The 21,711-nt window shown below is 70.0% G+C and carries 23 protein-coding genes and 4 tRNA genes; 16 read left to right on the top strand and 11 right to left on the bottom strand.

What is annotated here, in order from left to right; translation table 11 throughout:
• Window positions 1-9: 9 nt before the first annotated feature.
• Window positions 10-1,335, bottom strand: coding sequence for a nicotinate phosphoribosyltransferase (locus ASG74_RS01695; RefSeq protein ID WP_056138318.1), 1,326 nt, complete (start codon window positions 1,333-1,335; stop codon window positions 10-12).
• Between the two features lie 24 nt (window positions 1,336-1,359).
• Between ASG74_RS01695 and clpS the strand changes: the two genes are divergently transcribed.
• The 10 genes from clpS to ASG74_RS01645 all read left to right on the top strand — a co-directional run bounded on the left by clpS (window position 1,360) and on the right by ASG74_RS01645 (window position 7,691).
• Window positions 1,360-1,650, top strand: a complete 291-nt coding sequence (clpS, locus tag ASG74_RS01690; RefSeq protein ID WP_056139530.1) for an ATP-dependent Clp protease adapter ClpS — start codon at window positions 1,360-1,362, stop codon at window positions 1,648-1,650.
• A 117-nt stretch (window positions 1,651-1,767) separates the two neighbouring features.
• On the top strand, window positions 1,768-2,442 hold the full coding sequence (locus ASG74_RS01685) for a DUF2017 family protein (RefSeq protein ID WP_056138316.1): 675 nt from the start codon (window positions 1,768-1,770) through the stop codon (window positions 2,440-2,442).
• Window positions 2,443-2,451: 9 nt separating this feature from the next.
• Window positions 2,452-3,279, top strand: a complete 828-nt coding sequence (gene murI / locus ASG74_RS01680; RefSeq protein ID WP_056138312.1) for a glutamate racemase — start codon at window positions 2,452-2,454, stop codon at window positions 3,277-3,279.
• Complete coding sequence (locus ASG74_RS01675) at window positions 3,276-4,049, top strand: MBL fold metallo-hydrolase (protein WP_056138310.1); 774 nt, start codon at window positions 3,276-3,278, stop codon at window positions 4,047-4,049. The genes murI and ASG74_RS01675 overlap by 4 nt, the downstream gene beginning before the upstream one ends.
• Before the next feature lie 43 nt (window positions 4,050-4,092).
• On the top strand, window positions 4,093-4,860 hold the full coding sequence (gene rph, locus ASG74_RS01670; RefSeq protein WP_056138309.1) for a ribonuclease PH: 768 nt from the start codon (window positions 4,093-4,095) through the stop codon (window positions 4,858-4,860).
• The gene (rdgB, locus tag ASG74_RS01665) at window positions 4,857-5,489 is read left to right on the top strand and encodes an RdgB/HAM1 family non-canonical purine NTP pyrophosphatase (RefSeq protein ID WP_056138307.1); all 633 of its coding nucleotides are present in this window, start codon (window positions 4,857-4,859) and stop codon (window positions 5,487-5,489) included. The genes rph and rdgB overlap by 4 nt, the downstream gene beginning before the upstream one ends.
• 129 nt (window positions 5,490-5,618) lie before the next feature.
• A tRNA-Leu gene (locus ASG74_RS01660) sits at window positions 5,619-5,700 on the top strand.
• A 57-nt stretch (window positions 5,701-5,757) separates the two neighbouring features.
• Window positions 5,758-6,234 (top strand): thioredoxin-dependent thiol peroxidase, encoded by a 477-nt coding sequence (bcp, locus tag ASG74_RS01655; protein WP_056138305.1) that lies wholly within the window; start codon window positions 5,758-5,760, stop codon window positions 6,232-6,234.
• A 3-nt stretch (window positions 6,235-6,237) separates the two neighbouring features.
• Window positions 6,238-6,486, top strand: a complete 249-nt coding sequence (locus tag ASG74_RS01650; RefSeq protein ID WP_056138303.1) for a DUF3618 domain-containing protein — start codon at window positions 6,238-6,240, stop codon at window positions 6,484-6,486.
• A 197-nt stretch (window positions 6,487-6,683) separates the two neighbouring features.
• Entirely contained in the window at window positions 6,684-7,691 is a 1,008-nt protein-coding gene (locus tag ASG74_RS01645) for a YeiH family protein (RefSeq protein WP_056138301.1), read from the top strand.
• 72 nt (window positions 7,692-7,763) lie between these two features.
• On the opposite strand, the gene ASG74_RS01640 is transcribed toward ASG74_RS01645, so the two are convergent.
• The 4 genes from ASG74_RS01640 to ASG74_RS01625 all read right to left on the bottom strand — a co-directional run bounded on the left by ASG74_RS01640 (window position 7,764) and on the right by ASG74_RS01625 (window position 11,630).
• The gene (locus ASG74_RS01640) at window positions 7,764-9,035 is read right to left on the bottom strand and encodes an amidohydrolase (RefSeq protein ID WP_056138299.1); all 1,272 of its coding nucleotides are present in this window, start codon (window positions 9,033-9,035) and stop codon (window positions 7,764-7,766) included.
• Window positions 9,032-9,760, bottom strand: coding sequence for a trimeric intracellular cation channel family protein (locus ASG74_RS01635; RefSeq protein ID WP_056138297.1), 729 nt, complete (start codon window positions 9,758-9,760; stop codon window positions 9,032-9,034). Before ASG74_RS01635 ends, ASG74_RS01640 begins: the two co-directional genes overlap by 4 nt.
• Window positions 9,761-9,969: 209 nt before the next feature.
• Window positions 9,970-11,130, bottom strand: coding sequence for an acyl-CoA dehydrogenase family protein (locus ASG74_RS01630; protein WP_056138294.1), 1,161 nt, complete (start codon window positions 11,128-11,130; stop codon window positions 9,970-9,972).
• Window positions 11,131-11,144: 14 nt separating this feature from the next.
• Window positions 11,145-11,630, bottom strand: coding sequence for an acyl-CoA dehydrogenase family protein (locus tag ASG74_RS01625; RefSeq protein ID WP_235498761.1), 486 nt, complete (start codon window positions 11,628-11,630; stop codon window positions 11,145-11,147).
• A 32-nt stretch (window positions 11,631-11,662) separates the two neighbouring features.
• On the opposite strand from ASG74_RS01625, the gene ASG74_RS01620 reads away from it, so the two are divergent.
• Complete coding sequence (locus ASG74_RS01620) at window positions 11,663-12,019, top strand: hypothetical protein (protein ID WP_162252781.1); 357 nt, start codon at window positions 11,663-11,665, stop codon at window positions 12,017-12,019.
• Window positions 12,020-12,135: 116 nt separating this feature from the next.
• Entirely contained in the window at window positions 12,136-12,867 is a 732-nt protein-coding gene (locus tag ASG74_RS01615; RefSeq protein ID WP_056138290.1) for a haloacid dehalogenase type II, read from the top strand.
• Window positions 12,868-13,036: 169 nt separating this feature from the next.
• Here ASG74_RS01615 and ASG74_RS01610 read toward each other — a convergent pair.
• The 4 genes from ASG74_RS01610 to orn all read right to left on the bottom strand — a co-directional run bounded on the left by ASG74_RS01610 (window position 13,037) and on the right by orn (window position 14,703).
• Window positions 13,037-13,112: transfer RNA gene (locus ASG74_RS01610), tRNA-Lys, on the bottom strand.
• 73 nt (window positions 13,113-13,185) lie between these two features.
• On the bottom strand, window positions 13,186-13,815 hold the full coding sequence (locus ASG74_RS01605; RefSeq protein WP_162252770.1) for a copper resistance CopC family protein: 630 nt from the start codon (window positions 13,813-13,815) through the stop codon (window positions 13,186-13,188).
• A gap of 66 nt (window positions 13,816-13,881) precedes the next feature.
• Window positions 13,882-13,957: transfer RNA gene (locus tag ASG74_RS01600), tRNA-His, on the bottom strand.
• Between the two features lie 47 nt (window positions 13,958-14,004).
• Window positions 14,005-14,703 carry an oligoribonuclease gene (gene orn / locus ASG74_RS01595; protein WP_082569452.1) on the bottom strand — a complete coding sequence of 233 codons (699 nt, stop codon included), beginning with the start codon at window positions 14,701-14,703 and terminating at the stop codon, window positions 14,005-14,007.
• Window positions 14,704-14,740: 37 nt separating this feature from the next.
• Between orn and ASG74_RS01590 the strand changes: the two genes are divergently transcribed.
• Entirely contained in the window at window positions 14,741-15,922 is a 1,182-nt protein-coding gene (locus ASG74_RS01590) for a PrsW family intramembrane metalloprotease (RefSeq protein WP_056138282.1), read from the top strand.
• Complete coding sequence (locus ASG74_RS01585; protein ID WP_056138279.1) at window positions 15,922-17,154, top strand: M20 metallopeptidase family protein; 1,233 nt, start codon at window positions 15,922-15,924, stop codon at window positions 17,152-17,154. Before ASG74_RS01590 ends, ASG74_RS01585 begins: the two co-directional genes overlap by 1 nt.
• Here ASG74_RS01585 and ASG74_RS01580 read toward each other — a convergent pair.
• Window positions 17,067-17,819 carry a 4'-phosphopantetheinyl transferase family protein gene (locus tag ASG74_RS01580; protein ID WP_056138276.1) on the bottom strand — a complete coding sequence of 251 codons (753 nt, stop codon included), beginning with the start codon at window positions 17,817-17,819 and terminating at the stop codon, window positions 17,067-17,069. The two genes, ASG74_RS01585 and ASG74_RS01580, sit on opposite strands and share 88 nt — an antisense overlap.
• A 129-nt stretch (window positions 17,820-17,948) precedes the next feature.
• A tRNA-Arg gene (locus ASG74_RS01575) sits at window positions 17,949-18,024 on the bottom strand.
• Window positions 18,025-18,137: 113 nt separating this feature from the next.
• On the opposite strand from ASG74_RS01575, the gene ASG74_RS01570 reads away from it, so the two are divergent.
• Both ASG74_RS01570 and ASG74_RS01565 read left to right on the top strand, forming a co-directional pair.
• On the top strand, window positions 18,138-19,853 hold the full coding sequence (locus ASG74_RS01570; protein ID WP_056138274.1) for an ABC transporter: 1,716 nt from the start codon (window positions 18,138-18,140) through the stop codon (window positions 19,851-19,853).
• Window positions 19,850-21,562: a YfjP family GTPase gene (locus tag ASG74_RS01565; protein ID WP_235498760.1), complete on the top strand. Its 1,713-nt coding sequence runs from the start codon at window positions 19,850-19,852 to the stop codon at window positions 21,560-21,562. The genes ASG74_RS01570 and ASG74_RS01565 overlap by 4 nt, the downstream gene beginning before the upstream one ends.
• Window positions 21,563-21,711 lie beyond the last annotated feature (149 nt).

Genomic DNA, 21,711 nt, shown 5'->3' with positions numbered 1-21,711 from the left:
TGGGGTTTGTCAGAGGTAGGTCGTCGGAATCGCGGGTTCGCCCCGGCTGAGCTGGTGGGCGGCACGGGGCAGCTCGGCGACCGACGACTCGTGGCGGTCACGCGCCGCCTCCAGCTGGACGTGCGCCGCCCCGACGACCTCCCCGGCACGCACGTAGTCGACGAGCAGAGCCCGGTCGTCCCCGTCGTCGGCAGGCGGCTCACCGATCCCGATGATCTCGGCCTCCGCGGTCCCGCGGGAGGTGCGGCGGCGCAGCGCGAACTTGCGCCCGCCCACCGAGGTCTTGTCCTTGCTGGCCTTCGCGACGCCGACCATCTCGCCGGAGTCGTCCGAGCGCGCCACGAGCTTGTAGACCATGCCGGCCGTCGGTGCGCCGGAGCCGGTGACGAGCTGCGTGCCCACTCCGTAGGCGTCGACCGGACCGGCCGCCAGCCCGGCAATCGCGAACTCGTCCAGGTCGGAGGTCACGACGATCTTGGTGTTGGTGGCGCCCAGCGCATCGAGCTGCTCTCGCACCTCTCGGGCCTGGACGAGCAGGTCGCCGCTGTCGAGGCGCACGGCGCCGAGCTCTGGCCCGGCCACCTCGACCGCGATCTCCACGGCGCGCTCGACGTCATAGGTGTCGACGAGCAAGGTGGTCCCCGTGCCGAGGACCTCGACCTGCGCGGCGAACGCCTCGCGCTCATCGTCGTGCAGCAGCGTGAAGGCGTGCGCCGCGGTCCCCGCCGTGGGCACCCCCCAGCGGCGCCCCGCCTCCAGGTTCGAGGACGTCTCGAACCCTGCGATGTATGCCGCCCGCGCGGCTGCCACTGCGGCTTCCTCGTGGGTGCGCCGGGACCCCATCTCGATGCACGGACGCGTGCCCGCGGCGCCGGTCATGCGCGAGGCCGCACTGGCGATGGCGCTGTCGTGGTTGAGGATCGACAGCACGAGGGTCTCGAGGACGACACCGTGGGCGAAGTCGGACTCGACCACGAGCACCGGTGAGCCGGGGAAGTAGGCCTCGCCCTCGGCATACCCGGAGATGTTCCCGTCGAAGCGGTAGCCCGCGAGGAAGTCGAGCGTCTCGTCATCGACGACCTCGCCCGCCCGCAGGGCCGCGATCTCCGCGTCCCCGAAGCGGAAGTGTTCGATCGCGTCGAGCAACCTGCCCGTCCCGGCCACCACGCCGTAGCGCCGACCGTCGGGCAGGCGGCGGGCGAACGTCTCGAAGACGCAGCGTCGCGAGGCCGCACCCGAGCGCAGGGCTGCCTGGACCATGGTCAGCTCGTAGTGGTCGGTCAGGAGTGCGGTCGACCGGGGTGACGGGGCGGGTGCGGGGAGGTGGGGGCTCACTCTTGGCACCCTATTGTGGGAGCCGTGTCCATCGCGCCCGTGCAGGAGGAGATCACCTCCTCCTCGACCGACATCGCGCCCGACGTCCCCTGGATCACTCTCGTCTGGAACGACCCGGTCAACCTCATGTCCTACGTGACCTATGTCCTGCAGAGCTACTTCGGCTACGAGCGCGCCAAGGCGGAGAAGCTCATGATGGACGTGCACACGCAGGGTCGGGCGGTCGTCTCCCACGGCTCCCGCGAGAAGATGGAGATCGACACCGAGGCGCTGCAGGGGTACGGGTTGTGGGCCACGTTTCAGAAGGACGACTGATGGTCCGTGCGATAGCCCGTGAGAGCAAGGGCGAGACATCCAGGCAGAAGGACGACTGATGGCGCGTGCGAATGTCTCTGAGAGCAAGGGCGAGATGACCAGCCAGAAGGACGACTGATGGCTCGCGCGTTCGCCCGCAAGGGCAAGGGCAGGACCGTCAGGTATGCCGCGAAGCTCGACGCCGTGGAGCGCACCGTCGTCGCGGGCCTTATGCAGCAGGTCCACGACCTCGTGGCTCCGGAGCCGGGGGACGCGACGACCGCAGCGCGGGGCGGGAACGACTTCGACTCCATCGTGTCCGGGCTCGGCGGGCTCGGCATGGGAGTCTCGGTCTCGGCGGAGGACCAGCTGCCGGACGCCCGTCCCCTGCCCCATGACGCCCGTTCGTTCGGGGACCGCGACCCTGCCCTCGAGCGGTTGCTCCCCGCCGGGAACCGGGCCGACGACCAGGCGTCGGCGGAGTTCCGCCGGCTCACCGAGCACAGCCTGCGCCAGCGCAAGGCCCGACACCTCGAGTCGGCCATCGCCTCCCTGCGTGCGCCCGGCTCGGGCGTCGAGCTCGACGAGCGTGCGGCCATCGACATGGTGGTCGCCCTCACCGACGTGCGGCTCGTGCTGGGCGAACGCCTCGGGCTGCGTGAGGACGCCGATGTCGACCGTCTCGAGAAGGAGCTGGACGCCGCGGACGACGACGACCCTCGCCTGCACGCGATGTCGGTCTACGACTTCCTCACCTGGCTTCAGGAGACGCTCGCCACGGCGATGCTCCCCGATGCCGGTCCCAACGCTTAACCTTGGGCGGTGCCTGACTCCCCGATCGGAATCTTCGATTCCGGCTATGGCGGCCTGACCGTCGCCCGAGCGGTCCTCGACCAGCTTCCGCACGAGTCGGTGGCCTACCTCGGTGACACGGCGCGCACCCCCTACGGCCCACGCCCGATCGCGCAGACCCGGGCCTTCGCCCTGGAGTGCCTCGACCGCTTGGTCAACCACGGCGTCAAGGCCCTGGTCATCGCCTGCAACACCGCGAGCGCCGCCGTCCTGCACGATGCGCGCGAGCGCTACGACGTGCCGGTGGTGGAGGTCATCCGGCCCGCGGTCCGACGCGCCGTGGCCGCGACGCGCAGCGGCCGCATCGGTGTCATCTCCACCCTGGGCACGCACCAATCGCGCGCCTACCTCGACGCCTTCGCCGCAGCCCCGCAGCTGCACGTCACGAGCGGTGCTGCACCACGCTTCGTCGACTTCGTGGAGTCGGGGGTGACCGGTGGCGAGGAGCTGCGTGCGGTGGCCCGGGAGTACCTTGCACCGTTCCAGGAGCAGGACGTCGACACGCTCATCCTCGGGTGCACGCACTACCCGCTGCTCGCCGGTGTCATCTCCTACGTCATGGGTCCGGACGTCACGCTCGTGTCCTCGGCGGAGGAGACGGCGAAGGAGCTCTACCGGGTGCTCGCCGATGCCGACCTGTTGCGTCCGGACAGTGCGCCGGCGCCGCAGCACGGCTTCACGACGACGGGCGATCCCGAGGAGTTCCGCCGGCTCGCACTGAGGTTCCTCGGGCTCGGCCCCAACTTCGGTCACATCTTCACCTCGTCCGTGGGGGAGCCTGCGGAGGTGAGCGCGTGAAGGTCACGGTCGTGGGCTGCAGCGGGTCGTTCGCCGGTCCGGCCTCTCCTGCCTCGAGCTACCTCGTGTCCGTCGACGACGGCCAACGCACCTGGAACGTCCTGTTCGACCTCGGTTCCGGCGCGCTGGGCCCGCTGCAGCGACACCTCGACCTGCACGACCTCGATGCGATCTTCCTCAGCCACCTGCACCCCGACCACTGCGCGGACCTGTGCGGCCTCTACGTGTGGCGCCACTACGCCCCCGGTGGCGCCGTCGACGGGCGGCTGCCGGTGTGGGGCCCTGAGGGCGCCGCCTCTCGGCTGGCCCTCATGTACCACGGTCTCGAGAACGGGGGGATGGACAAGGTCTTCGACGTCGACCGGCTCCATGACGGGGCGACCACCACGGTGGGTCCCATGGCGATCACCGCCCGGGCCGTGCGCCATCCGGTCGAGGCCTTCGGCTTCCGCGTCGAGTCCGACGGGGCGGTGCTGTGCTACACCGGCGACACCGACACGTGCGAGAACCTCGAGCCCCTCATGAAGGACGCCGACCTCGTGCTGGCCGACTCGGCCTTCGTCGACGGGCGCGACGAGTTCCGGGGCATCCACCTCACGGCCAGCCGTGCGGCCCAGGCGGCCGTGGCGGCCGGTGGGGTGAAGAGGCTCGTGCTCACCCACATGCCGGCGTGGAACGACCCAGAGGTATGCCGTGCGCAGGCCGAGCCGTTCTGGCCCGGTGTCGAGGTGGCACAGGCCGACGCGGTCTACCACGTCGGTCCCTGCTGACGTCGATGTGCCCCGGGCCGCGGGTCGCGTCTAGCCTGCTCGTGTGACTTCACAGCAGCAGACCAGACATGACGGACGCACCCCCGAGGACCTGCGCGAGGTGCGGATCACCCGCAACTGGCTCGACCACGCCGAGGGCAGCGTGCTCATCGAGTTCGGCCGCACGCGGGTGCTCTGCGCCGCGTCCTTCACCGAGGGGGTACCGCGCTGGCTCAAGGGCAAGGGCACAGGGTGGGTGACCTCCGAGTACGAGATGCTTCCGCGCTCGACCAACACCCGCTCGGACCGGGAGTCCCGCAGGGGCAAGGTCGGCGGCCGCACCCACGAGATCTCGAGGCTCATCGGCCGAGCCCTCCGCGCGGTCATCGACACCCAGGCGCTGGGCGAGAACACGATCGTCGTCGACTGCGACGTCCTGCAGGCCGACGGTGGCACGCGGACCGCGTCGATCACCGGTGCCTACGTCGCGCTCGTTGACGCCATCGAGGACGCGAAGGCCAAGGGCCTCATCGCCAAGAACGCCTCGCCGCTGGTGGACTCGATCGCGGCGGTCAGCGTGGGGGTCGTCGGTGGTCTGCCGGTGCTCGACCTGGACTACCCCGAGGACTCAACAGCAGACACCGACATGAACGTCGTCATGACCGGGTCGGGCAAGTACGTCGAGGTGCAGGGCACCGCCGAGGGTGCCGACGCCGCCTTTGACCGTGACCGCCTCAACGAGCTGCTCGACCTCGCGGCGACTGGATGCGCGGCACTCACCGAGAAGCAGAAGCAGGCGCTCGCCGAGGCCCCCCGGGAGCGGACGCTGTGACTCGGCTCGTCCTCGCGACCCAGAACGAGCACAAGGTCCACGAGCTGCGCCAGATCCTCGCCGAGCTCGTCGACGAGCTCGGTCTCGAGATCGTCGGTGCGTCGGAGTTCCCGGACGCCCCTGACGTCGTCGAGAGCGAGGTCACCTTCGAGGGCAACGCGCGCCTCAAGGCCGTGGCGGTCGCCAGGGCCACGGGGCTCCCCAGCGTCGCGGACGACTCCGGCCTGGCCGTCGACGTGCTCGGCGGGTCACCGGGCGTGTTCTCCGCGCGCTGGTCCGGCACGCACGCCGGCGCCGACGCTCCCCGAGCAGCTCGTGACCGCGCCAACCTGTCCCTGCTCCTCGAGCAGGTCGGTGACGTGCCCGACGAGCACCGTGGTGCCGCCTTCGTGTGTGCCGCCGTGCTGGCCATGCCCGACGGCTCGGTCGAGTCGGTCGAGGGACGCGTCCCCGGGACGGTCCGCCGGAACCCGGTCGGCGAGAACGGGTTCGGCTACGACCCGATCTTCGTCCCGGAGGGCGACACCCGCTCGATGGCTGAGTACACCGACGCCGAGAAGAACGCGATCTCGCACCGTGGGCGCGCCTTCCGCGCCATGATCCCCATCCTGCGCGAACGCCTCACCTGACCCTGGACTGCGCGACTGATTGCCCGTTTGGCGAGGAGCTCGCTGCGCTCGCGACTGGCCAAACGGGCAATCAGTCGTGGGGGAGCGGGACGCAGGTGGTGGGCGGACGGCATACCCTGTCTTCCGCAAGCGCGAGTGGCGGAACAGGTAGACGCGCTGGACTTAGGATCCAGTGCCTTCGGGTGTGCGGGTTCGAGTCCCGCCTCGCGCACTGACTGCCGGTGCTCCGCTGATAGTTTGGCGAGAGCCGACCACCGAGGAGATCTGCGTGACTGAGCGACTCAGCCCGGGCGACGTTGCCCCGGACTTCACCCTGACCACCGACGCCGGCGAGAGCGTGACGCTCTCGGACCTGCGTGGTGGCAAGGTCATCGTCTACTTCTACCCCGCCGCCATGACGCCGGGCTGCACCACGCAGGCGTGCGACTTCAGCGAGTCGCTCGAGTCCCTGAAGTCCGATGGCTACACCGTGCTCGGCATCTCGCCGGACAAGCCCGAGAAGCTCGCGAAGTTCCGTGACAAGGAGCACCTCTCGCTCACCCTGCTCTCGGATCCGGACAAAGCGGTCATGACGGCGTGGGGTGCCTTCGGCGAGAAGAAGCTCTACGGCAAGATCGTCCAGGGCGTGATTCGCTCCACCTTGGTGATCGACGAGGACGGCACGGTCGAGCACGCTTGGTACAACGTCAAAGCCACAGGTCACGTCGCCAAGCTGCGCCGCGACCTCGGACTCAGTGAGGACTGACCCATGAGCAGCATCCCCGCCCTCGAGGCAGACATCGCCGAGCGCCGTACGCGCCTGGCCCGCACCCTCAACGAGCTCACGGCGAGGGCCACGCCCTCCGCGATCGCCAAGCGCCAGGTCGACCAGGCCAAGGCTCGCTTCGCCGACGCGACGACGACACCCGAGGGCGACCTTCGCGTCGAGCGCGTGGCTGCGGCCGTGGCTGTCGTCGCCGTCATCCTGGCGATCAAGGTGCTGCGCGGCCGCCGCTGAGGACGCCGAAGACCAGGACGCGCCGTGTCGGGCCCAGCCCGCGCGGCGCGCCGCTGTGTCAGCCCGTTGTCCGGGCGGCCCACCCGCCGGAGGAGGGCGCGAACGTCCTGGGCACCCACCAGGGGCCGCCTGGTCCTGGTCCATACCGCCCGCAGGGCGGACTACCTGCGCCCCCCACGGTGCGCGAGAGTGAAGACATGAGCAGCGAGGTCACGCCGCCAGAAGTGGCTGCTCGGCGATCCCCGTGGCCCGGCGTGGCCTTGGCCCTCGCTGCCGCCGCGGTCGCGCTTCTCGGGCAGAGGCTGCTTCCGGCCGTCAGTCCGCTCCTCGTCGCGATCATCCTCGGCGTCGCCCTCACCAACCTGTGGTCCATCCCCGATTCGTTCGCTCCGGGGATGAAGGTCGCGGCGCAGCGGTTCCTGCGCCTGGGGATCGTCGTCCTCGGTCTGCAGCTCGCGCTGGGGGACATCCTCGCGCTCGGCCCGCGGATGATCCTCGTGGTCCTGCTCATCGTCGGCCTGGGCATCGGTGGCACGCTCGTCGTCGGTCGGGCCCTGCGGGTACCGCCGATGCAACGCCTGCTCATCGCCTGCGGATTCTCCATCTGCGGAGCGGCGGCCGTCGCTGCCGTGGACGGAGCGGTCGATGCAGGCGAGGAGGACACTGCCTCCGCCATCGGCCTGGTGGTGGTCTTCGGCACGGCGATGATCGGCATCGCACCTGGCGTGCTCAGCCTGCTTGACCTCACCAACCACCAAGAGGGGCTCATCGCCGGTGGGTCGATCCACGAGGTCGCGCAGGTCGTCGCTGCGGGCGGCATCATTGGTGGTGGTGCGCTGGCGACGGCCGTCGTGGTCAAGCTCGCCCGCGTCCTCATGCTCGCACCGGTCATCCTCGTCATCGGCCTGGTGCGCCGTCGCGGGTCGGCTCCGGTCGAGGGAACCCGACCACCCCTGGTGCCCCTGTTCATCGTGGGCTTCCTCGTGGCGGCCCTGGCCCGGACGTTCCTGCCGCTCGGTCCAGAGGTGGTCCACGCAGGGTCGATCCTGCACACCGTTCTGCTGTCCGCGGCCATGTTTGCCCTCGGCTGCGGTGTGCGGGTGAGCGTCCTCAGGAAGCTGGGCGGACGCCCGGTCGTTCTGGGAGCAGTCTCCACCGCGTGGGTCTTCGTGGTCGCCACCACGGGCGTCCTCCTCACGAGCTGAGCTCCGGAGGAAAGCGGGAGGCGAGGACCGCCTGCGGAGGTGGGCAGGCGGCATACCGGTGGGCCGTCGGGCTCAGCCGGGGGCGCCCAGGTAAGCCAGCGAGGCCACGACCAGTGCCTGCGTACCCGTGTCGAGCGTGGGCTGGAGGACCGGGGCGAAGTAGGGAGAGTGGTTGACCGGGATGTCCTGGTCGACCCGTCCGGCCCGCTGGGCTGCTGCGTACGTGGCGGGGTCGGTGCCGCCGATGCCCCAGTAGGTGTAGGGCACGCCCAAGGCCACCGGGATGTCGCTGAAGTCCTCACTCGCACTCTGGAGGGGCAGCTCCTGGTGCCGGACGCCGAAGAACTCGGTGAACGCCTCGCCCACGCGCTGCGTGGTGTCCGGGTCGTTCGTCGTGAGGGGGAACTGGTCGAAGAGCTCGAACTCAGCAGGGGCTGGGCTGGCGGAGGCCTCGCACTCGGCGTTGACGACCCGGCGAATCGCCTCGAGGACCGTGGTGCGGGTCTGGTCGTCGTAGGTGCGGATGTTGAGCTCGAGGACGGCATGGTCGCCGATGACGTTGGACTTGGTGCCCGCCCGCAGGCTGCCCACGGTGAGAACGGCCGGCTGGGTCGGTGCCACCTCCCGGGAGACGACGGTCTGGAGGCGGATGACGATCATCGCCGCGAGGACGACGGGGTCGATGGCGGCCTGCGGCATCGACCCGTGGGCTCCTCGCCCGTGGACCGTGGCGCGCATGCTGTCAGCCGCCGAGAGCACCGCGCCGCTGCGGGTGCCGACGACGCCCGACGGCATGGCGAGCACGTGCTGGGCGAGTGCCACGTCGACCTTGCCGACCACGCCGGCGAGGTTGTCGTCGACCATCCCTCGTGCTCCGTCCCCGACCTCCTCGGCGGGCTGGAAGAGGGCGACGAGCGTCCCGCTCCACTGCTGGGTCGACGCCGCCATCAGAGACGCTGCCCCGGCCAGCGCGGCCACGTGGACGTCGTGGCCGCAGGCGTGCATCACCGGGACGGTCTGCCCCTGGTCGTCCTGGTCAGTGGCGGTGCTGGCGTAGGGCAGGCCCGTGGCCTCCTGGACGGGGAGCGCATCCATGTCGGCGCGCAACAGCACCGTCGGTCCGTCGCCGTTGCGGAGGATGGCGACGAGGCCGGTGCCTCCCACCCCGTCGGTGATCTCGAACCCGGCGCCGTCGAGCCGTTCGCGCACCGCTGCCGCCGTCCTGGTCTCCTGGTGGGAGAGCTCGGGGTTCTGGTGCAGGCTGCGATAGAGCTCCTCGCGCCAGCTGCGGGTGTCGTCGAGGCCGGCGAGGACCGCCCGTGCCTGCTCCTGGTGAGAGTTCATGCGTTCTCCTCGGCTGCGGGTCGGTGTGGTTTGCGGCTCTTGCGCTTGAGGTGCTTCTTGAGGCGGGTCTCGTAGGACTTGCGGACGATCTGCGAGGGCGACCAGGCGTCGGCTTCCGGAAGGATCCAGCCGCGCCATCGAGCGAGGAGGCACAGGCCTGCGCCGACGAGGACCGAGGCCACGATCGCGGCGTTCGGGTGACCGAGCCCGGTGACCGCCACGAGGACCGCACTGCTGACGATGGCGCAGGTCGCGTAGAGCGTGTTGCCACCCAGCACGCCCGGCACCCGTCGCAGCACGATGTCGCGCACCGCGCCACCGCCCACCGCGGTGACCGTGCCGAGGATGATCGCGGGCAGCCACCCCAGTCCGACCGCCAGCGTCTTCTGTGCGCCCGCGGTCGCCCATGTGCCCAGGGCCACCGCGTCGACCAACGGCCAGATCCGGTCCCAGGCGCGGCCGTCCACGCGGGCGAGGAAGCTCACGGCCGCACCCGCGAACGCGGTCGCGAGGTAGGCGTAGTCGGTCAGGGCGATCGGCGGCCCGTGCTGCAGGAGCACGTCGCGGATGAGGCCACCGCCCAGACCGGAGAGCACTGCGAGGGTGGCAAAGCCGATCGGGTCCAGCCGCTCCCGTCTGGCGATGACGCCGCCGAGCAGCGCGTTGGCGAACACCCCGGTCAGGTCCAGGACGCGAAAGGCCTCGTTCAGCTCCGCGGAACTCACCTCCTCGTCACGTGCCGGACCCCTGCACCTTGCAGGCTAGACCAGCAGTGGGGCTCCCACCTGAGAGGTCGATGGACAACCGTTCACGGTCATTCGCCGGGGGAGTGCACGCGCCGAGCGGCAGAGGACACGGTCCCGATGCACGGGAGGACGGCATACAGGAGGATGGTCGTCGTCCTCATCGTCGGAGCCGCCGACACCGCCGGCTGTCAGCGGTACGCCGCGTGACCGGTGAGGGCCTGCCCGATGACGAGCTGGTGCACCTCCGAGGTGCCCTCGTAGGTGAGCACGGACTCCAGGTTGTTGGCGTGCCGCATGAGCGGGTACTCGAGGGTGATCCCCGCGGCGCCGAGGATCGTGCGGCACTCCCGCGCGATGGCGATCGCCTCACGGGTGTTGTTGAGCTTGCCCAGGCTGACCTGGCGGTGGTCCAGGGTGCCGGCGTCCTTGAGGCTGGCGAGGTGCAGCGCGAGCAGCATGCCCTTGCCCAGCTCCAGGGACATGTCCGCGATCTTGGCCTGGGTCAGCTGGAAGGCGGCGAGCGGCTTGTCGAAGATGTCCCGCTCCTGGGCGTACGCGATCGCCGTCTCGAGGCAGTCGCGAGCGGCACCGAGCGCCCCGAAGATGATGCCGAAACGGGCCTCGTTGAGGCACGACAGCGGGCCGGACAGGCCAGTGACCTCGGGCAGGACCGCCTCGGCCGGGAGCCGGACGTTCTCGAGGACGAGCTCGCTCGTGACCGAGGCGCGCAGCGACATCTTCTTCTTGATCTCGGGTGCGGAGAAGCCCGGAGCGTCCGTGGGCACGACGAACCCGCGGATGCCCTCATCCGTCTGGGCCCAGACGACGGCCACGTCGGCCACGGAGCCGTTGGTGATCCACATCTTGTTGCCGTTGAGGACCCAGTCGCTGCCGTCGCGACGGGCTCGGGTGCGCATGCCCGCCGGGTTCGAGCCGAAGTCGGCCTCGGTCAGCCCGAAGCAGCCGATCGCCTCACCGGCCGCCATCCGTGGCAGCCACTCCTGCTTCTGCTCCTCCGAACCGTGCTTCCAGATCGCGAACATCGCCAGCGATCCCTGGACGCTCACGAGCGAGCGCAGTCCCGAGTCGCCCGCTTCCAGCTCCAGACAAGCCAGTCCGTATGCCGTGGCGCTCGTCCCAGCGCAGCCGTACCCGTCGAGGTGCATGCCGAGAACCCCGAGGTCGCCGAGCTCCTTGGCGAGCTCACGGGCCGGGATGCTCGCGGACTCGTACCAGTCGGCGACGTTCGGCTTGACCTTTGCGTCGACGTACTTGCGGACGGTGTCGCGGATTGCGATGTCCTCCTCGGTGAGGAGGGAGTCGATGGCGAAGAACTCGAGCGGCTTCATGGTGTGGGGTCCTTTCAGAGGAAGGCGCTGATGCCGGTCTCGGCACGCCCGATGAGGAGCTTCTGGATCTGGGACGTGCCTTCGTAGAGCGTCATGACGCGGGCGTCGCGCATGTACTTCTGCACGGGGTACTCGTCAACGTAGCCGTAGCCACCGAAGGCCGAGAGGGCGAGGTTGGCGGCCTTGACGGCGGCCTCGGACGCGAAGTACTTGGCCTTCGACGCCTCGGTGCCAAAGGGCTCACCGCGTTCAGTGAGGTCGGCCGCCCGCCAGGTGAGCAGCCGCGCGGCATCGGCATCCACCGAGATCTGGGCGATCATGTCCAGGATCATCTGGAACGACGCAAGCGGTCGACCGAACTGCTTGCGCTCCTGGGAGTAGGTCACCACGGACTCCAGGCAACCCTGGATGATGCCGGTGCAGCCGGCGGCGACCGAGACCCTGCCCTTGTCGAGCGAGTGCATGGCGATTGTGAAGCCCTCGCCCTCCGCGCCGAGCATGGCGCTCCCCGGGACCCGCACGTTGCCAGGTCATCGACGCGAACCGCCATGCCGCCGTGTTGACCTACCGCGAGACCAAGAGCCTGAGCGCGGAGGGAAGGGCACGGATCATGCAGCTCGAGGTTGAGACGAGCGAACCCCTGCGGGACGTTCTGCGCGCCGGCCGCGAGCAAGGCGTGTTCGACGTTCCTGATGTCGAGCTGGCGTCCTACAACCTGCTGCTCCTGGCGCACGCGTGGGCCCTCAAGCACTGGTACTTCGAGCGCACGCTCAGCTTCGAGGAGTATGTCGCCCGTCAGAGCGCAACCTCACTCAAGGCGCTGCTGGCACCCAGGACCCGGCGGCGCTACGCGACGCTCCTCGCACCACCGGTACCCACCGCGTCCTGACTGGTGCTTGGAGCGCCGCGCTGCCTGCAGCGTTCCGACGCTGTGCGGCGTGAGTGGCTTCGAATGCCTGGCATCGCCGGGCGGCCGGTCATGAGCCCGGGTCTACGGTGAAGTGCATGACGAACCACCGTGCCGAGCAGCCTCTCCACAGTGCGGACCAGCCGGGAAGCCCCGACGGATCTCGACGACCGGCCCTTCTGGTCTTCGACGTCAACGAGACGCTCTCGGACATGGCGCCGATGGGCCAGCGCTTCGAGGACGTCGGCGCTCCCGCGCACCTGGCGAAAACGTGGTTCTCAGCGGTTCTCCGCGATGGTTTCGCCCTCGCCGCAGCCGGTGCCAGCGAACCTTTCGCCCGCATCGCCGAGGAAGCACTGCGGGTCAACCTCCACGGGCTGGCGCTGACGCGCGACACCGAGCACGCGGTCGAACACGTCATGGCGGGGTTCGCCGCACTCTCCGTGCATGCGGACGTCCCGGACGGTGTCACGGCGCTGCACGATCTGGGGCTGCGCATGGTGACGCTGAGCAACGGTTCCGCGTCGGTTGCCGAGGCGCTGTTCGACCGGGCAGGGGTCCGCGGCGCGTTCGAGGCCCTCCTGTCCGTTGAACAGGCTGGCATCTGGAAGCCTGCCCCAGGGGCCTACGCCTACGCCCTCCAGCGGTGCGAGGTGGACCCGATGGACGCCATGCTGGTCGCCGTGCACCCCTGGGACATCGACGGCGCCGCGCGAGCGGGGCTCGCCACGGCCTGGATCGACCGGAACGAGGGCATCTACCCCGAGTACTTCAGGTCCCCCGACCTGAGGGCACAATCCCTCACAGAGCTGGCCGAGCAGCTCCCGTGACCTGCGCCGGCTGGTCCGCCGGGCACCGGGCCGGTTGCTTCACCCCACTCCAGCGCTCGTCGGCGCGCTGCGCCTGACCAGGTCCGTTGAGGACGCCGCAGAATCCGTCCCACAAAGGCACGAGCTCGAGGGGTCGAATGGTGCCCCTCGAGCTCGTGACCTGCAGTGATGGTGCGCCATCAGGGACTCGAACCCCGAACCCGCTGATTAAGAGTCAGCTGCTCTGCCAATTGAGCTAATGGCGCGCGATCGGAGACATTAGCAGGGCTCTGGCCCGTGTGCGAAATCGAGTCCGCGCACGACGCCCACGGACCCGGGTCAGCCCTGCGACTCGTCGCGCCGGACGGCGTAGTAGGTGCCGGCGATCGCACCCACCAGGCCCAGGGTCACGAGGATCCAGACCCACACCGGGATGCTGTCGCCGTCGGCCGTGCCTGCGTCATCGGCCGTCGCCGGGGTGCTGCTGGCGGACGAGCTGGAGGTAGGGCTGGCGGATGCACTTGGCGACGCACTGGCGCTGGCCGCATCGCTGGACGAGGGTGACGGGGTCGCCGATGCGGGCGGCGCGAGCGGGTCGCCCTTGAGGGTGAACGAGGTCGATCCCGAGATGGGGTGCGAGTCGGCGCTCACCACCCGGTAGACGATGTTGTAGGTGCCAGCAGCGATGGGATCGCTGATCGGCAGCGTGACCTTGGAGCCATCTGCCGTGGCCTTCTCGCCGACGACGTCGCCACCCTCGGCGTCCGTGACCCGCACGGTGACGAACTTGGGGTTGACCGGCTCGTTGAAGGTGAGGACGACCTCGGTGGGGGCGCTCGCAAGGCTCGCGCCGTCAGCCGGGGAGATGGAGACGAGGCGCGAGTGGGCGCTCGCCGGAAGGACACTCAGCGACAGTCCGATGACACCGGTCAGGAGCAGCAGGAGAAACCCACGCATCGTCGTTTGCATGACACCCAGTGTGCAACAGCCCCCGGTGAGCATGACGAAAGCCCCTGCAGTGCAGGGGCTTTCGAATGGGGTGAGCGACGGGGCTTGAACCCGCGACCCCCGCGACCACAACGCGGTGCTCTACCAGCTGAGCTACGCCCACCAAGTCGCTGCACGGCATACAGAGTCTGTCGGCCGAGGCAGCGCGAACTATCGTACCTGCTCGCCGGGGGTGCTCCGGACCGCCTCCGAGGCCGCCTCGGGGGCTGCCCCCGACACCGGGGTCGAGTGGTCGACGACGTGCTCGGCAGCGAGGGCACGCAGCTCGTCGGAACCCCGTCCCGGAGGGTCCACGAACACGGCGCCCCGGTAGTAGCGCAGCTCGGCGATCGACTCACGGATGTCGGCGAGCGCGCGGTGGCCGCCGTTCTTCGCGGGCGCCGCGAAGTACGCGCGGGGGAACCAGCGGCGAGAGAGCTCCTTGATCGAGGAGACGTCGATGATCCGGTAGTGGAGGTGCTCCTCGAGCTCGGGCATATCACGGGCGAGGAACCCACGGTCGGTCGCCACCGTGTTGCCGCCCAGGGGTGCCTTGCGCGGCTCGGGCACCCATTCACGCACGTAGTCGAGGACGAGTCGCTGCGCCTTCTCCATCGTCACCCCGTCGGCGAGCTCGATGATGAGGCCCGACTTCGTGTGCATCTCGCGCACGAAGTCCCCCATCTGTTCCAGCGCCTCGTCGGTCGGCCGGATGACGACGTCGACACCCTCTCCGAGGATGTTGAGCTCGAAGTCGGTGACCAGCGCGGCCACCTCGACGAGCGCGTCGTTCTCGAGGGAGAGTCCCGTCATCTCGCAGTCGATCCAGACGATGCGGTCGGTGAGGGCTCGGTCGGGGGCGCTGGACATGGCCTCCACTGTATGTCGCTGCACTAGGGTCGCGTTCATGAGTGGGGAGCAGGCCGTGGCCGTCCATCCAGCCGGGCTACCGGCCGACGGCGTCGCGCGGACCGCGACCCATCGCGCCCGTTCGGTGCTGCGCCGATGGGTCCTGCTCGGGGTCGCCGTCCTCGGTTTCGGCCTTGCCGCACTCGCGGTCGCGGTGGCCATCGGCGCCGCCGCCGGAGTCAGCGCGACGATCCTCGGACTCGTGGTCGCGACGATCCCGCTGGGCATCGTCGTGCCCACCTTCATGTGGCTCGACCGCTTCGAGTCCGAGCCGACCCGCTACCTGGTCATCGCCTTCCTCTGGGGAGCGCTCATCGCCGTCCTCATCGCCATGAGCCTCAACACTGTCGGCCAGCTGGTCCTGTGGGGATCCGCGCCCGACCAGGAGTCGTTGGCGCTGACCGCCGTCTTCGTCGCCCCGGTCGTCGAGGAGGCCGCCAAGGGCCTGCTCGTGCTGCTGATCTGGCGCTTTGCCCGTCGAGAGTTCGACGGGGTCACCGACGGCATGGTGTATGCCGGTGTGACGGCTGCCGGTTTCGCGTTCACCGAGAACATCCAGTACCTCGCGATCGCGTGGACCGAGCATGGTCAGGACGGGCTCACGGCCACCTTCATTGGCCGGTGCCTCCTCTCTCCCTTCGCGCACCCGATGTTCACCATCTGCACGGGCATCGGGATCGGCGTGGCGGCCACGTCACGGCGCGGCCTCGTCCGCTTCGGTGCGCCCCTACTCGGCTATGCGATCGCCGTCATCGCGCACGCCGTCTGGAACCTGGCCGCCGTGAGCGGGGGAGAGGGCCTCATCGCGGTCTACCTCATCGTCGAGGTCCCGCTGTTCCTCGCGTTCCTGGCCTTCGTCGGATGGGTGCGGCGCCGCGAGGGCCGGCTCATCGGCCAGTTCCTCTCCGCGTACTCCGACGCGGGCTGGCTCTCGCCGGCGGAGGTGTCGATGCTCGCGTCGATGCCGCGTCGGCGAGAGGCACGGCAGTGGGCCCGGGCCAACGGTGGCCGGGCCGGACTGCGGTCCATGGAGGACTTCCAGGACTCTGCGAGCGAGCTGGCGCTGCTGCGACGACGGATGCACTACGCCGCCGCCGACGAGAAGGCTCTGTCCGACGAACGCGAGCTGTTGGCAAAGCTCGCGGCCCGTCGGCGCGAGTTCGCCGGTCAGGTGCTCTGATGGGGGACTGGACCTCCGTGAAGGAGCTCGCCCACAGCCTCGGCCCGGGCCTCATCGCGTTGCGGCACGACCTGCACCGCCACCCCGAGCTGGGCAACGACCTGCCACGAACCCAACGGGCCGTCCTCGACGCGCTGGACGGGCTCGACCTCGAGATCACGCCTGGCACGTCGTTGAGCAGCGTCGTCGCGGTGCTGCGCGGACGCGCTGGTGCGCGCGATGGGGGAGAGCGCCCCGTCGTCCTGCTGCGTGGTGACATGGACGCGCTGCCGGTGACCGAGGTCACCGGGGTCGAGTTCGCCTCCGAGCGCGACGGCCTCATGCATGCCTGCGGCCACGACCTGCACGTCGCCGGACTCGTCGGCGCCGCCCGCATCCTCCACGCGCTGCGCGACGACCTCGCTGGCGACGTCGTCTTCATGTTCCAGCCGGGGGAGGAGGGCCCCGGAGGGGCCGAGCCCATGCTCCGTGAAGGACTCCTGGACGTTGCCGGCCGACGGGTCGACGCGGCATACGCCATTCACGTGTATGCCGCCGAGCACCCCCGGGGTGTGTGGTTCGGTCGTCCCGGACCCCAGATGGCCGCGGCCGACGAAGTGTCGATCACGGTGCAGGGCAGGGGTGGTCATGGCTCGCAGCCGCACTACGCCCTGGACCCCGTGCCTGTCGCGTGCGAGATCGTGCTCGCGCTGCAGACGATGGTGACGCGTCGTTTCGACGTGTTCGACCCGGTCGTCCTGACCGTCGGCCGGATCACGTCCGGCACCGTCGAGAACGTCATCCCCGACACCGCCGGGATTTCCGCAACCCTGCGGACCTTCTCGCCCGAGCACCGTGAGAAGGCGCATGCCGAGATCCGCAACGTCGCCGAGCACGTGGCGGCGGCACACCGTCTCGCGGCCACCGTCGACATCAGTGGCGGCTACCCCGTCACGGTCAACGACCCGGACGAGTTCGCCCTCGCCCGGGCGACGGTCGTGGACCTCTTCGGTGAGGAGCGATGGGCCGACATGGTCACGCCGGAGGCCGGCGCCGAGGACATGTCCTTCGTGCTCAATGAGGTGCCCGGGGCCTATCTCAACATCGGCGCGTGCGTCAGCGACGACCACACCACGGCCGACGACAACCACTCGCCGCGCGCGGCCTACGACGACTCGGTCATCCCCGACATGGCTGCACTCCTGGCGGAGCTGGCCCTGCGTCGCACCGGCTCGGGCGCCCAGGCGCGCTGAAGCCGCACGTCCAGCGGCCGGTCCGTGAGGACCGCGACTGCTGCCCGGTGCTCGGGCTGGTCCACGTCGAGGTCGCTCACGCGCATCGGCCCGGGCAGGTGCTGCTCGGCCCTCCACTCGAGCAGCTCGGCCGGCGCGTCGTGTGCGGAGACGATGACCTGGCTCGGGTCGACGACCAGTCCGTGGCCGGTCGCCTTGAGGATGGCTTCCTTGCGGGACCACAGCTGTGCCCGGACACCGAGCAAGGCATCACCGTGCAGTCCGGCGAGCTGGGCGACCTCGCTGTCGTCGAGGGTGACCGAGTTGAAGCCGTCGAAGTCGGCTGACTCCAGGTCCTCGACGTCCACGCCGACCTCGCCGAGCCCGGTCAACGCCGCGACGGCCATGTGCTCGCCGTAGGACACGGACACGTGGACTTCGGGCATGCCCGACACGTGCGGTTTGCCGTGGCGCGTGGTGCCGCAGGTGGCGCAGCGCCTCTCGAACTCGATCGAGCGCGGGTCCACGCCCGTCTCGTCGGCGACGAGGCCTCGCAGCAGCGCGTGCGCGGTGATGAAGGGGAGCGGGTTCGAGCGTCGATCGGCTCGCTCCCTCTCACCGGCGTCAAGCACGTCGAGCAGTCGCGGATCGTCGCTCACGTGTGTGGCGCGGATCACGACGTACATGGCCCGATCATGTCATCCCGTCGACAGCCGACCAGGGGGGTCAGTGGTGCCCCCGTCGGCGCTCTCACGTCGTTCGAGGCACCTGTTGCTTCTGCCGGGGGCACCACAGGCCTCGCCCGCTCGGCACAGTGGTGCCCCCGGCAGGACTCGAACCTGCGACCCAGTCATTAGAAGTGACTCGCTCTATCCGCTGAGCTACGGGGGCTGATCGATTCCGAAGTCTAGGTGAATGTTGAGGCCGACTGCGTGCGCCTCAAGCGCTCACACTGCCCCGGCACGTCGGCGCGCGGGTTCCCTCCATTTCGTTAGGGTGAACCCGTGACCACACCCGAAGCGACCGAGGCGAGTGTCCTCGTCGAGGCCGTGACCGGGCTGCGCGACGCCGTGGACTCGTCCGTGCTCCCGCTGGCGACTCCCGGACAGGCCGAGGGCCTCGTCGTGCGCCGCGAGCTGCTGCAACAGCTCGACGACTATGTGCTGCCCAGACTGCGCTCCATCGATGCACCACTGCTGGCAGTGGTCGGCGGTTCCACGGGTGCCGGCAAGTCCACCCTGGTCAACTCCATCGTCGCAGCCCAGGTGAGTCGCTCAGGTGTCCTGCGTCCCACGACCACCAGCCCCGTGCTCGTCCACCACCCCGAGGACCGGCGGTGGTTCGCCGACCAGCGGATCCTTCCCAGCCTCGCGCGAGTCACCGGCGGCCCGGGAGAGGATTCGGCGCCCGGCACCGTGCGCCTCGTCGACTCGGGCTCGCTCCCGGCCGGCATGGCCCTGCTCGACGCACCGGACATCGACTCCGTCGTCCGGGCCAACCGCGAGCTGGCCGGCCAGCTGCTGTCGGCGGCCGACCTCTGGCTCTTCGTCACCACCGCTGCCCGGTACGCCGACGCGGTCCCGTGGGACCTGTTGCGCACCGCTGCGGAGCGTGGGACAGCCGTCGCCATCGTCCTCGACCGCATCGCTCCTGAGGCCGTCGACGAGATCCGGCCCCACCTCGCCTCGATGTTGCGTGAGCAAGGGCTGCCCACCGCACCGATCTTCACCATCCCGGAGTCGGTGCTCACGCCCGAGGGCTTCCTCCCGGCTGACGCCATGGCTCGCCTCAAGGCATGGCTCGATGCACTTGCCGGAGATGCCCGCGCCCGCTCGATCGTCGTGAGCCAGACCCTGCGTGGCGCCATGGCTTCGCTGTCGGGTCGCACCGCCACCTTGGCCGACGCCTCCGACGAACAGGCCTCTGCCGCAGGAGCGCTGGCTGCCGCCGCTCAAAGCAACTACGAGCGAGCGGTCGATGGCGTCAAGGACGGGATGACCGACGGCACGCTCCTGCGCGGAGAGGTGCTGGCCCGCTGGCAGGAGTTCGTCGGCACCGGTGAGTTCTTCCGGCAGATCGAGTCGACCCTGTCCAAGTGGCGCGACAAGCTGACCGCCGCACTGAAGGGACAGCCGCCTCCCGCGGAGGACCTGGGCGAGGCGCTGCAGTCGGGCGTGGCCAACCTCCTCGTGTCGCACGCGAGCTCCGCGTCGGCCGACACGGCGCGCGAGTGGCGCCGGCTTCCCGGCGGGGACGCTCTCCTCGCGGCGCACCCCGAGCTGGCCAAGCCCTCACCCGACTTCACCACGAGGGTCGAGTCGATGGTCCGCCAGTGGCAGGGCGAGGTGTTCGACATCGTGCGCAACGAGGGCGGCAACCGGCGCACGAACGCCCGCATCGCGGCATACGGCGTCAATGGGATCGGCCTGTTCCTCATGCTTGTGTCGTTCGCAGCCACCGGGGGACTGACCGGAGCCGAGTTCGGGATCGCCGGTGGAACGTCGGTGCTCGCGCAACGCGTCCTCGAGGCGATCTTCGGCGACCAGGCCGTGCGCGAGATGGCGGCCACGGCACGACGGAGCCTGCTGACCCATGTCGCCGAACTGTATGACGGCGAGGAACGACGGTATGCCGCGGCTGTCGCCGCCGTGGGTGACACCACACAGCAGTCCGCTGCGCTTCACGCGGCTGCGGCTCGCATCCGTGAGGTGTCTGCGTGAGCCCATTGAGGATGGGCAGCGCCGCGGTGAAGGCCGTGTCCGCAGAGGCCCTCACCGCAGCCTCCTCCTCCCTGTCGGCGGCGATCGAGACGGGTGGCTCCGAGCTGCCCCAGGCACCTGTCGGTAGGGCCACGTCCGTCGTCACCAAGGTGGGGGAGCGGACCTCACTCGTCGGGGGTCACACCGTCGTCGCGCTCGCCGGAGCCACTGGCAGCGGCAAGTCCTCGCTGTTCAACCGGCTCGTCGGCGCCGACGTGGCGACCGTGGGAGCGCGCCGGCCCACGACATCCAGGCCCACGGCGGCGGTGTGGGGTGACGAGGAGGCCGGGCCGTTGCTCGACTGGGTCGGGGTCACGACCCGTCACCACGTCGCCGGTGCAGCGAGCGGCCCCACCGCCAAGGAGGGCAAGAGCGCTCGGGCTCGGGCTGGTCTGGCCGGTCGCGTCGGCTCCCTTGACGGGCTCGTGCTCCTCGACCTGCCCGACTTCGACTCGCGCGAGACCGCGAACCGGGTCGAGGCCGAGCGCGTCCTCGAGCTGGTCGACGTCTTCGTGTGGGTCACGGACCCGCAGAAGTACGCCGATGCGCGCCTGCACGACGACTACGTCTCGGCGCTGGCGACCCACGACGCCGTCACCCTCGTGGTCCTCAACCAGGTCGACCGCCTCAGCGAGGCCGAGATCGAGCAGTGCGTCGCCGACCTCACCCGCCTCATGGCTCGCGACGGCATGCCCCGTGCCACGGTGATCCCCACGTCCGCGCGCACCGGGTGGGGTGTCGACGTTCTCGAGCAGCGGCTGAGCAACGCGGTCTCGGGGGCCAACGCCTCCCGCGCACGCCTGGCCGCCGACATCCGCCAGGCCACGGCCGCACTGCGTCCGGGCGTTGCCGACACCGAGCCCAAGATCGCCGCCAAGGGGGAGGGCGAGCTCGTCGACGCCCTGGCCCGGGCGGCCGGGGTCCCCACCGTCGTGCGGGCGGTCGAACGTGACTACGTGATGCAGGCGGTCAGCCACACCGGCTGGCCCATGACCCGATGGGTCCAGCGGCTCAAGCCGAAGCCGCTGCGACGTCTGCGGCTCGACAACGGGCACGGCGACATCAGTGTCAGTCAGGCAGATGTGCGATCAGTGCTCGGACGCTCGTCCCTGCCCCCGCCGACGCCGGCGGCCCGTGCTGCTGTCGACCTCGCCACCCGCCGGCTGGCGGACCGAGCCGGCTCGTCGCTGCCGACTCCCTGGGCTGACGCCATCGACGAGGCCGCCGCCCCGCCCGGGCACGCCATGTCCGACGCCCTCGACCAGGCGGTGATCGGCACGTCGCTGCGCTCACGCACCCCTGTGTGGTGGCGGATGGTTGGCATTGTGCAGGTCCTCCTCGCCCTCGTGGCCCTGGCGGGGCTCGTGTGGTTCCTCGTGCTCATGCTGCTCGGGTGGCTCCAGTTCCCGAGCATCGAGACCCCCATGTGGGGGCCCCTGCCCTGGCCGTTCGTGCTGCTCGTCGGGGGAGTGCTCGCCGGCCTGCTGCTGGCGCTGGTCTCTCGTTTCCTCGCGGGGATCGGGGCCCGTCGCCGCGGTGCGGTGATCAACGGCCGGCTGCGCGACTCCATCTCCGCCGTGGCCGACGAACGCATCCTCGCTCCCGTGACGGCGATCCTGCAGCGGCACCGCGAGACGCGCCAGCACCTCGAGTCCGCCGCGAAGGTCTGACCCGCCCTGAGCACCGGTCTGCGTCCACAGGCCGGGCGCTCGAGTCGGTTTGTCCACAGATCGTTCGGTGACGGTTGCCGCACCGCCGCGACCCTCTGACGCTGGTCCCAGCGCACCGCACGAGTGGTGCCCGACCGGAAGAGGATCTG

Source organism: Knoellia sp. Soil729, from assembly GCF_001427985.1.
Classification (GTDB): domain Bacteria; phylum Actinomycetota; class Actinomycetes; order Actinomycetales; family Dermatophilaceae; genus Knoellia.
The sequence above is the reverse complement of the archived record's forward strand: the minus strand, read 5'-3'. Positions and strand labels throughout refer to the sequence as shown.

Excerpts from the sequence above, each read along its gene's own strand:
- ASG74_RS01685 (WP_056138316.1), top strand. The coding sequence starts at position 1,768 with ATGGCTCGCGCGTTCGCCCGCAAGGGCAAGGGCAGGACCGTCAGGTAT.
- ASG74_RS01650 (WP_056138303.1), top strand. The coding sequence starts at position 6,238 with ATGAGCAGCATCCCCGCCCTCGAGGCAGACATCGCCGAGCGCCGTACG.
- ASG74_RS01645 (WP_056138301.1), top strand. The coding sequence starts at position 6,684 with ATGAGCAGCGAGGTCACGCCGCCAGAAGTGGCTGCTCGGCGATCCCCG.
- ASG74_RS01640 (WP_056138299.1), bottom strand. The coding sequence starts at position 9,035 with ATGAACTCTCACCAGGAGCAGGCACGGGCGGTCCTCGCCGGCCTCGAC.
- ASG74_RS01630 (WP_056138294.1), bottom strand. The coding sequence starts at position 11,130 with ATGAAGCCGCTCGAGTTCTTCGCCATCGACTCCCTCCTCACCGAGGAG.
- ASG74_RS01625 (WP_235498761.1), bottom strand. The coding sequence starts at position 11,630 with ATGCTCGGCGCGGAGGGCGAGGGCTTCACAATCGCCATGCACTCGCTC.
- ASG74_RS01615 (WP_056138290.1), top strand. The coding sequence starts at position 12,136 with ATGACGAACCACCGTGCCGAGCAGCCTCTCCACAGTGCGGACCAGCCG.
- ASG74_RS01605 (WP_162252770.1), bottom strand. The coding sequence starts at position 13,815 with ATGCAAACGACGATGCGTGGGTTTCTCCTGCTGCTCCTGACCGGTGTC.
- orn (WP_082569452.1), bottom strand. The coding sequence starts at position 14,703 with ATGTCCAGCGCCCCCGACCGAGCCCTCACCGACCGCATCGTCTGGATC.
- ASG74_RS01590 (WP_056138282.1), top strand. The coding sequence starts at position 14,741 with ATGAGTGGGGAGCAGGCCGTGGCCGTCCATCCAGCCGGGCTACCGGCC.
- ASG74_RS01585 (WP_056138279.1), top strand. The coding sequence starts at position 15,922 with ATGGGGGACTGGACCTCCGTGAAGGAGCTCGCCCACAGCCTCGGCCCG.
- ASG74_RS01580 (WP_056138276.1), bottom strand. The coding sequence starts at position 17,819 with ATGTACGTCGTGATCCGCGCCACACACGTGAGCGACGATCCGCGACTG.